This window comes from Bacillus sp. 3a (assembly GCF_017161885.1).
GTDB classification, from domain to species: Bacteria; Bacillota; Bacilli; order Bacillales; family Bacillaceae; genus Bacillus; species Bacillus safensis.
This window is the reverse complement of sequence record NZ_CP067376.1, coordinates 3471709-3486373: the sequence shown is the minus strand read 5'-3', so window position 1 is coordinate 3486373 and position 14665 is coordinate 3471709. Positions and strand designations below refer to the sequence as shown.

Genomic DNA, 14665 nt, shown 5'->3' with positions numbered 1-14665 from the left:
AAATGCAGCGTATGTCTGATCAAGAGCAATGGATCGAATCTGGACTTGAAATTGCAGTCGTAGGATTAGCAGGTACGTTTCCCGGAGCACCGAATGTCCAATCGTTTTGGGAAAATATATCGCAAGGGAAAGAATCCGTTACGTTTTTCACTGATGAAGAATTAAAGGCAGCGGGTGTAGATGAGACGCTGTTAAAACGGTCTGATTATGTGAAGGCGAAGCCATATTTAGAGAATGCATCTTCTTTTGATGCAGACTTTTTTGGCTACTCTCCGCGAGAGGCATCCATTATGGACCCGCAAATTCGATTGATGCACGAATGCACATGGCATGCGCTAGAGGACGCTGGCTATGAGCCTGAGCAATACGAAGGGTTAATTGGCCTTTATGCCGGGGCATCTAGCAATTTATCGTGGATGGGGCAGCATATATCGTCTCTTGAAAAGAATGAAGATGTGTTTCAAATCATGCATCTCAATGACCCGTCCTTCGCTTCCCGGGTTGCCTATAAATTAAATCTAAAAGGACCAAGTGTATCAGTGCAAACGGCTTGCTCCACGTCGCTTGTTGCTATCCATATGGCCTGCCAAGGATTAATCGGCGGCGAATGTGACCTTGCACTAGCGGGGGGCGTCACACTCCATCAGCCACAGATCACAGGATATCAATACCAAGAAGGAATGATTTATTCCCCTGATGGACATTGCCGTCCGTTTGATGAAAAAGCAAAAGGGACCATTTTTGGTGAAGGTGCAGGCGTTGTTGCACTAAAACGGTTAAAAGATGCGATAGAAGACGGAGATTTTATTTATGCCGTTGTAAAAGGATCTGCAACGAACAATGATGGAAGCAACAAAGTCGGCTATACAGCCCCTAGTGTCAGTGGACAGGCAAGTGTCATTGAATCTGCTTTAGAAATGGCCGAAACAGAGCCAGAGGCAATTTCATATATCGAAGCACATGGAACAGGTACGCCTGTTGGAGATCCGATTGAGATTGAGGCACTTACTCGTGCTTTTCAAACAGAGCAAAAAGGCTTTTGCCGACTTGGGTCAGTCAAAGCCAATATTGGGCATTTAGATGCCGCCAGCGGTGTAGCTGGTTTTATCAAAACAGTCATGATGCTGCATCATCGACAATTTGCTCCAATGCCGCACTTTGAGAAGCCGAATCACCGTATTCCATTTGATCAAACGCCATTTTATGTTGGAACAGATAAAGAGGAGTGGAAGACGTCTCATTTGCCAAGGAGAGCTGGAGTCAGTGCCTTTGGTATAGGGGGAGCAAATGCCCATGTCATCTTAGAAGAGGCAAAGCCGAGAGAAGCAAACAGCACGACCTTCTCCAAAGAATTAATCGTGCTGTCAGCCAGATCAACGCATGATTTGAAGAACATGACAAAAAACTTGAAGGAATATGTCTCCTCACATCATGAACTCTCACTTGGTCAAGCAGCTTATACCTTACAAAGGGGAAGAAAAGCCTTCAAATATCGAAAAACGCTTGTCTGTTCCACACGTGATGAATTATTAGAACAGCTGCATGTGCTAAACGAAGAGACGCCAGGCAGAGAAAGTCTTCTTTATAAGCGGATAAACATGAGGCTGACTGGTTTTCATGAAGCAGGATTACGTGATTACATCAAGCTGTATGAGAAAGATCTTTCATTTAAAACAGAAGTGGATCGTTTAATGAGCCTCGTCCAATCCGTGATACCTATTAAAAAAGACGATCTGTTCCATTTCAAACAAAACGGTCACGCAGAAGTGGCTATGCTGATCATGACATTGGCTTTTGCCAGCCAGCTAAGATCACTTGGAATTGAACCAGACGTATGGATTGGAGAGGGCAGCGGGGTGTGGACAGCTTTATGTGCAGCAGATGGGCTTGAGCTAACAGAGGCGGCATCTATTGTATACCGCCTTCATGACAACCAGATGATCAATCAAAAGCTGGCTGCATTGCCTCAGAAGACACTCCAACAGCCTGTTTACATTGCGCAGACAGGGGAGGAACTAACTGCTTTCGATCCATCGTCTGCAATGCGTTTCCTTGATATAGAACAGCCTGTAAAATCGCCTTTGTTCAAGCAAGAATCACCAGCCTTGATGATTGATCTTTCAAAGAAACAAGGAATTGTGGTTGAAAAGGGAGCAGAAAAAACAACCGAACCACTTGATGGAGACCTGATGCAAGTCGCAGGTGTTCTTTGGGAAATGGGGGTCGACTTAGCTTTTCCTTTAACAGAGGAGAAGAATAGGCAGCGCATTCCGCTTCCAGGCTATCCATTTCATAAAACAGATTTCTCTGTACAAACAAAAACGATGGCAGCTATTGAACCACAAAAGCCGAAGGCTGTGAAGCGTGACTTTCCTTCACTCGCCTCTTTACAAAAAGATATTCACACCATTGTTCAAACTCATTTTGGATTTGATCAAATGGATGATGACTCGCCATTTTTTGAATTTGGTGCGACATCACTTGATATATCTCAGCTTGCAGCAAAAATCTCTGAGCGATTGGATCAACAAATTGACACTGTTCAATTGTATCGATTTGCTACAGTTGCAAGTCTTTCTGAATACTTATTTAAAGAACAAACGGAACGTGAGCAAACACCAGCTTCTTTCCCAAAAAGAAATACATCACAGGAAAATTCAGATATTGCGATTGTCGGAATGGCAGGAAGATTCCCAGGGGCTTCATCGCTAGAAGACTTTTGGCAGCGTCTTGTGAATGGCGAGGAAATGATTCACTTTTTCACAGAAGAAGAACTCAAGAAAGCAGGGCTGGATGCGTCAGTCTATCAGCATCCGAATTTCATTGGAGCAAAAGGACGTTTACAAGAAATTGAAGGTTTTGATGCAGATTTCTTCAACTATTCTGCTAGAGAGGCAGAGCTAATGGATCCACAATTCAGGCTCTTGCATGAATGTGCTTGGGAAGCGCTGGAGGATGCTGGCTGTGACCCTGATAGAATGGCAGGGAAAATTGGAGTTTATACAGGAACAAGCCCAAATCATGAATGGCTGACACGCTTTGCACATCAAATGGAAGCAACCGAGCAATTCAGCGCAATGCTGTTAAATGATCGTGAGTTCTTTAGTACGCAACTTTCTTATAAATTGAATCTACACGGGCCTAGTGTGACGATGCAGACAGCTTGTTCGACCTCACTTGTCAACATTGGCATGGCCTGTCAAGCATTATTGAATCAAGAATGTGATGCAGCACTGGCTGGAGGTGTGACGGTTAGTTCTCCAGAAAATATCGGCTATATTTATCAAGATGGAATGATTCAATCAAAAGATGGCCATTGCCGTCCGTTCGACCAAGAGGCGAGCGGAACCATTTTCGGAGATGGAGCGGGGATCGTTCTGTTAAAACGTTATGAAGATGCGATAAGAGATGGCAACCCGATTCATGCGGTCATCAAAGGGGTTGGCGTAAACAATGATGGCAGCCGAAAAGCTGGTTTTACCGCTCCGAGTGTGGAAGGGCAGGCAGAGGTATTAAAAGAAACGTATGAAAAATCAGGTATAGATCCCGCGTCTATCGGTTATTTAGAAGCGCATGGTACGGGGACAAAAATGGGAGATCCAATTGAAGTATCCGCCCTTAGCCAAGTGTTCAAAGGAACAGAGCCGCTGACAATCCCAATCGGTTCAGTTAAAAGTAATGTCGGACATTTAAATAGTGCGGCAGGGATTGCAGGTCTGTTTAAAGCCATTTTGGCTATTCAGCACAAAACGATCCCGCCAACCATTCATTATGAATCACCCAATCAGGAGATTCCTTTTAAAGATACACCGTTTTATGTGAATCAAAAGGCGCTGTATTGGAAGGAATCAGATAAGCCGAGAAGAGCAGGGGTTAGTTCTTTCGGTATCGGCGGGACAAATGCCCATATGATCATAGAAGAAGGCATACGTGTGAAACAAAAGTCAGCTTCTAAGCAAAAGCAGCTGCTCGTTTTATCTGCAAAAACGGATACCGCTTTAGCGAAAATGACAGATCAATTAAAGCAGTATGTGATACAGCATCCTGAAGTTCCGCTTGAAGATATTGCTTATACATTGCGTTATGGCAGAAAGCAATTTCCATATCGAAAAGCGATCGTGCTTGCGTCTGCTGATGAATGGCTGCAGCAGAAACATCTTGAAACCAGTGTGTTCCGAAGCAAAAAATGGCGTAAAGCTACCTTTATGTTTTCAGGTCAAGGTGCTCAATATGCTGGCATGATGCGCGAATTATACGATGCAGAACCAGTGTTCAAATGGGAAGTGGATAGATGCTTCAAATATGTAATGGAGACGGAGCAAGTTGATTTAAAAGGCATTGTTTTTCCAGAGAATGAAACGAATGAAGACATCACAAAAACGTCAAATGCTCAGCCGCTTCTCTTTATATTTGAGTACGCATTAGCAAAATTACTTCAGCATAGCGGTGTTGAGCCAGAGTCAATGATTGGGCACAGTATCGGCGAATATGTTGCCGCTTGCTTGTCAGGGGTCTTTTCTCTGGAGTCAGCATTAACACTCGTAATGGCAAGAGGCAGATTGATGCAAGGAATGGAAAAAGGCGCCATGCTTAGTGTGCAACTACCCGAGGCGGAGCTGAATTCGATCATCGATGAATCGCTTTCGATTGCTGCAGTCAATGCAAAAGACCTTTGTGTCGTTTCTGGTAAAGAAGAGCATATCACCGCTTTTGAAAAGAAATTACAGGACAAAGGAATTGTGACAAGACAGCTCCATACTTCTCATGCTTTTCATTCCTATATGATGGAGCCGATGCTTGAGGCGTTTCAACAATTCGTAGAGAAAGTAGAACTGCATGAGCCGACGATCCCGTTCATATCAAATGTGACAGGCACTTGGGCGACAAATGAAGAGGTGATGACAGCATCTTATTGGACTAACCATCTGCGTGGAACCGTTCGTTTTCATGAAGGTTTATCACAGCTGTTAACCGATGAAGTACGAGCTCTCATTGAGGTCGGACCTGGAAACAGCTTGACGGCATTAGCGAAACGTCATGAAAACAAAGAGTCTCATCATGATGTCCTAAATATGGTGAGGCATGCAAGGGAACAAGCGGATGACCATGCGTATTTCTTAAAACGTATAGGAGAGCTATGGGCAGGCGGTTATGAGGTCAAAACGCAGCCGCGTCCAACTCAAGAGGAACGACAGCTTGTATCGCTTCCCACATATCCATTCGAACGAAAACGATATTGGATTGAAGCAGGAAAGCCCGCTTCTCAGCAGCTGTCCATTCCTAAGGAAACGAAGAAAAAAGAGATGGAAGAATGGTTCTATCTGCCTTCATGGGAGCAGCAGCCGCTAAAACCAGTTTTCGAAAAAGAACCAGAAGAGCAAACGTGGCTCATTTTCAAGGAACAGGATGCCTTTCATGAACTGTTTGCACAATCATTCAAAGAACAAGGAATGAAGGTCATTTTTGTCACAAAGGGTGAGGTCTATCAAGAGCTGGATCAGGCGTTTACGATCAATCCGGCAGAAGGTAAGCACTACAGAAACATGCTAGATTCATTGTCTAATAAAGGTATCAATATCAATCGGATTCTGCATTTATGGGAATCTGCGAAAGAAGAGGACGGCTTGAATCGCCAAGCGGCCTTTCAGACGCACATTGAAAAGGGCTATTACAGCTTAATTTTCTTATCTCAAGCGATTGCTGCACAAAAAAATATTCGAGAATGCCGTTTGTTTACTGTCACTAGCGGAATTCAGCCAGTTACAGGGAATGAGATGATATGTGCAGAGAAAAGCGCAATGCTTGGTCCGGTTAAAGTCATTTCACAGGAATACCATCACATTAAATGCTGGAATATCGATGTGGAAGATGTACCGGATGTTATGACTTGGAAGGAACAGGAGCTTGTCGATCTTATTGGGCAGGAAATTATGCAGCCTGGAAAAGACCAGCTTGTAGCGTATCGCAATCGTCAACGCTGGGTGCAGAGCTACAAACGTTTGCCGCTGCAAAAAGAAGATGGACTTCCGAAACTGATCAGGCCAAATGGTGTGTATCTCATCACGGGTGGTTTAGGCGGCATTGGATTTGTTCTATCAAAGATGCTGGCGAAAGAAGGAAATGTTCATCTTTATTTAACAGGAAGAACGGCATTGCCGCCAAGAGATGAATGGGCGTCATTTGTTCAACAAGAGAATGCCGATGAAGCGCAGCGTACGAGAATTAAGAAGGTACTCGAGCTTGAACGATTAGGTGCAACAGTAGAAGCGGTGCAGGCGAATGCAGGAGATCTTAAGCAGATGAAACATGTTTTTGAAATCATTCGCAAAAAGCATGGCGGCGTTGATGGTGTGTTCCATGCGGCAGGATTACCAGGAAGTACATCCTTCCGAGCCATTAAAGATATCCCATCTACACTGGCGCAGGGAGAGGATCAATTCCAATCAAAAGTGAAAGGGCTCGATGTGCTAGAGCAGCTGCTGGAGCAAGAACAAGCGGATTTTTGTCTCCTCTTTTCATCCATAAGTGCACTGCTCGGAGGCTTAGGATTCTCTGCTTACTCAGCAGCTAACTTATATATGGACGCATTTGCAGCTAGACTCAATCAAAATAGTCAAACCCCATGGATGTGTGTGAACTGGGATGCGTGGAATTTCTGGGGTGAGCTAGAATCCACAATTGGTGAATCGATTAATGAGCTTGCGATTTTACCAGAAGAGGGTGCTGAGCTGTTCCAATATGTTCTGTCTAACCGGCAGAATCGTCACATGCTCGTGTCCACAGGAAATCTTGAAGAACGGATAGATCAATGGCTGTCATTAGAATCGAAGGATGCAGCGAGTGCGGATTCATATGAAGTGTCTAAGCACGAAAGACCAGAGCTGGGCAATCCGTATGTGGCTCCTCGAAATGAAACTGAAAAAGTGATCTGTCAAGTGTGGCAGGATTTTATGGGCATGGAGCAAGTGGGCATTCACGACAACTTCTTTGATTTAGGTGCAAGCTCGCTGGATATTGTTCAAGTGACCAATCGGTTAAATCAAGCACTTCAAACAAATGAAGCAGTGGTGACCTTGTTTACGTACCCATCTGTCGCAGAGCTTGCAAAATATATTCAGCCTTCTGAGGAATCAAAGGAAAATACGATGGAAGAAGAACTAGCCGTCGTCACATCAGGTGATCGAAGAGCTCGTTTTAAACAGCAACGGAATAAAAGATTGAGAGGCGGAATCGAGAATGAATGATACAACGAATCACTATCATGGCGCAGAAATTGCTGTTATCGGTCTTGCAGGTCGTTTTCCAGGTGCCAAAAACGTAGATGAATACTGGGAGAATCTGAAAAAAGGAAAAGAAACAATCTCCTTTTTTACAGAGGAAGAATTACGAAGTGAAGGTACAGATGAATCCTTATTGAAAAACCCTCGTTTTGTCAAAGCAAAAGGGATGCTTGACGATGTCGATTTATTTGATGCGGATTTCTTTGACTATACTCCAAAGGAAGCGGCTATGATGGATCCGCAGTTCAGACTGTTTCATGAATGTGTTTGGACGGCACTTGAAGATGCTGGGTATGATCCGTTTGAATATAAAGGGCAAATCGGTCTTTATACAGGTGCAGGAATCAATACAGAATGGGTCATGAGAGCACTTCAAGGGGCAGCTCAAGGTGAGGATTCAAAAACGCTGGAAGCTGCTGTTCTAAATATGCGTGACTATTTGGCGACGATGATTTCGTATAAATTAAATCTAAAAGGACCGAGTATGGTGGTGCAAACCGCCTGCTCGACCTCGATGGTGTCGATTCATTTAGCTGTTCAGGCTTTATTAAGCGGAGACTGTCATATGGCTGTTGCAGGCGGTGTGTCCATTCGCCTGCCGCAAAAATCGGGTTATCTATATCAAGAAGGAATGATCCATTCTTCCGACGGTCACTGCCGCGTCTTTGATAATAAAGCAGATGGAACCGTTTTTGGAGATGGTGCAGGAGCTGTTATTTTAAAAAATTTAGAGGATGCAATTGAAGACGGCGATCACATTTATGCTGTCATTAAAGGATCTTCTATTAATAATGATGGAAATAGAAAAGTAGGGTATACGGCACCGAGTACGAAAGGCCAAGTATCAGCTATTAAGACAGCACTTCGAATGGCCGAGGTTGAACCTGAATCCATTTCTTATATTGAAGCACATGGAACCGGAACAACACTCGGAGATCCGATTGAAATTGAAGCACTCAAGCAAGCGTTTGATACAGAAAAAAAAGGCTTTTGCCGCATTGGTTCTGTCAAATCAAATGTTGGTCATTTGAATGATGCATCAGGTGTCGCCGGCTTTATTAAAACCGTATTAAGCTTAAAGCATCAAGTGATTCCGCCAACGATTCATTTTGAAACACCGAATGAAAAAATTGAATTTGCTGATTCTCCATTCGTTGTAAATACGGATTTGACGCCATGGAGCGAGCAGGCATCTCCTCGCAGGGCAGGTGTAAGCTCATTTGGGATTGGTGGAACAAACGCTCATGTCATTTTAGAAGAAGCACCTGCTGCACGTGTCCCAGCAGATCGCACAGAAGATAGTGAACTTCTTTTATTATCTGCGAAAACACCGGCAGCCCTTGAAAAAATGACGGATCGCCTTGCTGACTATTTACTTCAGCATCAGCAGCATATCCGTTTAAGCGATGTCGCCTATACGCTGCAAACAGGGCGCCATCATTTCCCGCATAAACGTGTCATTCTTGGAAGTGATACAGCTGACATGTTACAGGCGCTGAATCAAAGGTCAAAAGAGGTGGTCAAGACGGCCAGCTCTCAAACATCGAGCCGGCCAATCGTCTTTCTTTTCCCAGGCCAAGGATCTCAGTATGTGGACATGGGGCGTCAGCTTTATGACAAGTATTCAGTTTTTAAGAAAGCGCTGGATCAATGCTTGAATCAATTCAAACAGCATTTCTCAGTTGACCCGTTCAGCATTTTATTCTCAACAGAAGCAAGCGATGATCCTCAATTGATCAACCAAACCGAATACACACAGCCGCTTCTGTTTAGTATGGAATACGCTTTGGCTGAATTGCTGATGCATTTTGGCATCAAACCGCAGGCGATGATCGGTCACAGTATTGGAGAATACACTGCTGCTGCCGTATCTGGTTTACTGTCTGTTGAAGATGCCGTAGATCTCGTCTGTTATCGCGGACAGCTGATTAGCCAGCTTCCAAAAGGCTCTATGCTGAGCGTACCTTTGAGTGAACAGAAAGTGCTGTCATATTTGACGGATGACCTTTCACTTGCGGCAGTAAATGGACCTGAGTTATGTGTGGTGTCTGGTGAGACGGCATCTATTGATGCACTCGCTGAGAAGCTGGAGGCAGCTGGACATGGGTGCAGAAAGCTTCACACCTCTCATGCCTTCCACTCTAAAATGATGGATGATATCCTGCCATCATTCAAAGAAAAGGTAGCTGAGTATCAATTGAATGCGCCATCTATCCCGTATATTTCTAACGTCACAGGTACGTGGATTGAACATGAAGCAGTGCAAGATCCAGCATACTGGGCTGATCACTTGCGGCAAGCAGTTCGTTTCCGTGATGGAGCAGAGACATTATTAATGGAGCTTGATCCCATTTTTATTGAAGTTGGACCAGGGAATACGTTAAGCGCCTTTATTCGTCAAGTCTCAAAGGATCACCATCAGCAGCCGATTCCATTGATTCGTCACCCGAAAGAAGAGGCAGCAGATGACCGCTACCTGCTGGGAAGATTGGGTGACATCTGGCTTCAAGGAGTGCCTGTGGACTGGACAAAATTACGAAATCAGAAATCGAATCAAAAAGTATCCCTGCCAACTTATCCGTTTGAACGACAAAGATATTGGATTGAAAAGGTAGATACAGCCGCCTTATCCTCGTCTTCAGGTGTGCAAATGGTCGTGCCGAAGGAAAACAAAGGGCAGGAAATAGAAGAAAGTAATCAATATCAATCCACCGAGGCGAATGGTATAGAAGCAACATTACAGCGGATGTGGAAAGATATTTTAGGAATTGAAAAGGTGGGAAGAGACGATCACTTCTTTGAGCTTGGAGGACATTCGTTAAATGCGACTGGTCTTATTTCTCAAATTCACAAAGAGTTTGGTGTAGAACTAACGCTCACAGATATGTTCAACCATCCGACGATCGAGAAGCTCCAAGCATTCATTGAAAAGGCAGAGAAGCATCAATATTTCAAAATTGAACAGGTGGAACAGAAAGACACGTACCCATTATCCGCTGCTCAAAGACGAACATTCCTCATTCATCAGCGTATTGGTCAAGTGACTTCATATAACATGCCAATGGCTCTGAGATGTAAAGGTGAGATCGACGTCGAGCGCTTTGAACAGACCTTTAAGCAATTAATTGATCGTCATGAAACCTTGCGAACGACCTTTGAGTTAAAGGATGGAGAACCTGTTCAGCGGGTCCATGATGATTTTCAATTTGCTGTTGAAATGACTGAGGCTGATGAACAAGAATTAGAAGCACAAATCGATGAATTCATTCGTCCATTTGACTTAAAGGCTGCACCATTGATTCGTGTGCGTTTTGTGAAAATTGTAGAAGATGATCATCTTTTATTAGTTGATATGCATAATATTGTCGCTGATGGAGCGAGCATGAACATCTTTATTAAAGAATTTACTGAGCTCTATCGCGGGGAAACCTTGCCGGAACTTACTGTGCAATATAAAGATTATGCAGTGTGGCAAGACAAATATTTCCGCAGCGAGATGTTTCAAAAGCAGCAGGATTATTGGAAGGAGCAAATGGGCTCAAATGTTCCGACTTTGACAATGCCATATGATTTTGAACGAAAGGAACAATCCTTTTTGGGAAGAGCGATCAAATTTAATATTGAACCGCACATCGTTGAGAAAATTGAACAGCTCGCTGAACGATATCAGCTGACCAATAACGTCATCTTGTTCCAGCTTTATGGCCTGCTGCTCTCACGTTATGCCGATCAGCAAGAACTGATTGTCGGTTCTCTTGTGGCTGGAAGACGTCATGCAGATATTGAGCATACGATTGGGATGTTTACGAACTTCCTGCCAATCAAACTAGACATGGCACAAGAAGCATCCTTTATAGAACAATTGGTACAGACAAAACAAGTTCTACTCGATGCGTACGACCATCAAGAATACCCGTTTGACCAAATGGTCGAGCATTTGAATCCAAAAACAAGGCCGCATCGCAATCCATTTTTTGATACGATGCTTATCTATCACAATGAATACGATCCGAATATTAAAATTGAAGCTGATGGACTGACCTTTGAAACGCATGAGTTTGCAAAGGGAATTTCCAAACTCGATATGAAAATGGATGTTGTCAGAGAGGTAACGGGTGAGTTAAAGTGCGTCCTTCAATACAACCTTGCTCTGTTTAAACATGAGACGATGCAAGCTTTCGTCAAGCACTTCCAGCACTTGATCGAACAAGCTGTTCAAACACCAGATCAACTGCTCAAGGATTTCGCTGTGCTTTCACAGGAAGAAGAACAAGCAGCAAAAGAGAAAAGAGATCGTGCAGAGAAAAAAGAACCACTTGTGCTCACTATCAGCTCGACATTTACAGCAGATCCAGTTGCTCCTTACATTCAGTATTGGACCAAGCAGTTTGATGTGCAGTTCGATATTCAGTTTGCACCGTATGGGCAGGTGTATCAGGAGCTGTTAAATGAGCGCAGCCTTATCTCACAGAAGAAAAACGGTGCAAATCTTCTCCTCATTCGTCTAGAGGATATCGCTGGTCCAGCCCATCTCTCACTGGATGAAAAGAAAAAACTGGCTTCAGAGCATGCAGAAGAACTTGTAAACGTTCTGAAATCAAAAACAAAACATAACCTATATTTTGTTGGTATTCTCCCGATAAGTGCGGCTCTTAGGGACACGTTGCAAGACGTGGAAAAAGAGTGGATTGCTCAGTTATCTGAGATAGGCGGTGTTCAGTTGATCGACTGTCGTCAGCTTGCTCAGCAATATCAGCTCGATGACATTTTTGATGAAAAAACAGAGCAAGCCGCACATCTCCCATTCACTGAAGTCTTTTGCGGTGCCATCGGTACAAAAGTCGCGCGAGAGATTGTGGCATGGAAAGGTGCACCATTTAAAGTAGTGGCCATTGATTGTGATCATACGCTGTGGAGAGGTATTGTTTCAGAAGACGGTGTGGAAGGCATCGACATTACGCCAGAACATCAAATGCTTCAGCGCTTCTTAAAGCAAAAACAACAAGAGGGAATGCTGCTTGTGCTAAGCAGCAGAAATAATGAAGAAGATGTGTGGCGTGTGTTTGAAAACCACCCAGATATGGTCTTACAAAAAGACGATATTGTCGACTGGCGGATCAATTGGGAAAGTAAACCGGGACATCTAAAAGAAATGGCAGATTCACTGAACCTTTCATTATCTCAGTTTATTTTCTTAGATGATGATCCAGCTCAGTGCTTGCGAATGAATGAAGAGCTGCCAGAAGTGATGACATTGCTCTTACCTGCCAATGAAAAAGCCATTCCATTATTTGTTGAGCATGCTTGGGCTTTTGACCGTTATGATGTGACGGATGAGGATAGAGGGCGAACCATGAGCTACAAGGCTGAAAAAGCTCGTCAAAAAGAGAAAGCAGAGTCGCCGTCAATGGAACAATTTTTACAAGATTTGAACTTGCACTTGAATATAACAGAGTGGGGAGAGCAGCACCTTGCGCGTGTGGCACAAATGAGCAGCCGCATTAACCAATTCCGCTTAAATGATCAGCACTTTGATGAACAGCAGCTGAAAGAGCGGATGGAAAATGCGCATGTTCAGGGCTGGCTCATTGAGGCAGCAGACCGCTTCAGTCATGAAGGGATTGTAGGAGCGATCTTGGCTCATCATGCAGACGACACCTTGAAAATTGATGCATGGATGCTAAGCTGCCGTGCTCTAGGGAAAGGGATTGAGCAAAAATGTCTGACATGGCTCGCCGAATACAGCCGTCAGCACCAGCTTTCTTCCATTGAATTTACGTTTGTATCGACCGGACGTAATGAACTATTCAAGTCATTTATGGAAGAGCAACAGATCCAGAAGATCGAGGGGCAGCAAACGTATCGTATACAAGTGGCGGAAATCGGTTCATTGAGTGATCACATTCAAATCGCCGGTCACCTGTCACCTCCTCAGCACTCGACTGAAGAAAAAGAGGGTCACAAGATGGAGGCAGCAAGTCATCTCGCTTCTAAAGGTTTTACATGGGAAACGGTTCAAACAGATCAAACGCTGCATAGCGGTTATGTAAAAGCCCTTGAGGTACATGATGAAGATAGTCTACGTTCATTATTAACGACAGAAGTTACACAGGATCAAGGACTTTATGCACAGCCAACCAATGAACGTGAGGCATTACTTTTAGACATTTGGTGTGACATTCTTCATGTGGAAAAAGTAGGAATTGACAACGACTTTTTCGATTTAGGAGGAAATTCTTTACTTGCTGTCAAAATGGAAGTAGAGATTGAAAAGAAGGGTTGGTATGTTGATGATTTGAATTTTGCTGAAAAACACACCATTCGCGAATTAGCAAAATATATGAAGAGGGAGAATCAGCATGCATAAAGATGTAAAAGCCATATATGAAGAATCAAAAATTTTAGATGAGGCTACTCATTTATACGGGGTCAAGCGAAGTGATATCCACTTTATCGCAGATGCAGAAAACTATGTGTATGAACTAAAAAAAGATGGAGAGTCTTTCATTTTAAAAATTACTCATACCATCCGCAGATCACCTGATTATATTTTAGGTGAAATGGAATGGCTGCATCACTTAGCGAAGGGCGGACTTTCCGTTGCGAAACCAATTGCTTCATTAAATGGCCGTGATATCGAGCAAGTAGACGATGGGCAGGGCGGCGCATTTCTGCTTCGAGTCTATGAAAAAGCACCAGGTCGTAAAGTCGAAGAGGCGGACTGGAACGATGAATTATTTTATGCCCTTGGACAGTACACAGGTCGCATGCACAAACTGACAAAAAGCTATCATTTGTCAGACCCGCGTTATAAAAGACAAGAGTGGGATGAAGAGGAGCAGCTGAAACTGCGTAAATATGTACCGGCAGATCAGACCCTTGTTTTCGAACAAGCGGATCGGTTGATGGCAAAGCTGGCAAAGCTTCCGAAAAATCAAGATACGTACGGATTGGTTCATGCGGATCTTCATCACGGAAACTTCCACTGGGATCAAGGGAAAATTACGACCTTCGATTTCGATGATATTGGGTACAACTGGTTTATGAATGACATTAGTATTTTGCTATACAATGTCTTGTGGTACCCAGTAATTCCATACGAAGACAAAGCTGCTTTTGCAGGAAACTTTATGAAACAGTTCCTAAAAGGCTATCGTGAAGAGAATGAACTTGGAGATGAGTGGCTTGCCTATATTCCTGATTTCCTTCGTTTACGTCACATGCTGATCTATGGCTTGCTGCATCAAGCATTTGATTTGGCTGACATCGGAGAAGAAGAAAAGGCGATGCTCGCCGGCTTCCGTTCCGACATTGAAGAAGCAGCACCTATAACGACGTTTGACTTTACAAAGCTAAGTCAATCTTAAAATGAACATCCCCGCCTA

3 protein-coding genes are annotated in these 14665 nt (G+C 43.7%); all 3 read left to right on the top strand.

Annotated elements, in window-relative coordinates; translation table 11 throughout:
• Window positions 1-11 precede the first annotated feature (11 nt).
• From JJ692_RS17700 to JJ692_RS17690, 3 genes are read left to right on the top strand one after another with little or no spacing between them, the layout of a single operon-like run.
• Entirely contained in the window at window positions 12-7244 is a 7233-nt protein-coding gene (locus JJ692_RS17700) for a type I polyketide synthase (RefSeq protein WP_206534020.1), read from the top strand.
• Window positions 7237-13647 carry a type I polyketide synthase gene (locus JJ692_RS17695; protein ID WP_206534019.1) on the top strand — a complete coding sequence of 2137 codons (6411 nt, stop codon included), beginning with the start codon at window positions 7237-7239 and terminating at the stop codon, window positions 13645-13647. Before JJ692_RS17700 ends, JJ692_RS17695 begins: the two co-directional genes overlap by 8 nt.
• A complete protein-coding gene (locus JJ692_RS17690; RefSeq protein WP_024424545.1) occupies window positions 13640-14647 on the top strand; it encodes a phosphotransferase enzyme family protein in 1008 nt (335 codons plus the stop codon). The genes JJ692_RS17695 and JJ692_RS17690 overlap by 8 nt, the downstream gene beginning before the upstream one ends.
• Window positions 14648-14665: the final 18 nt, after the last annotated feature.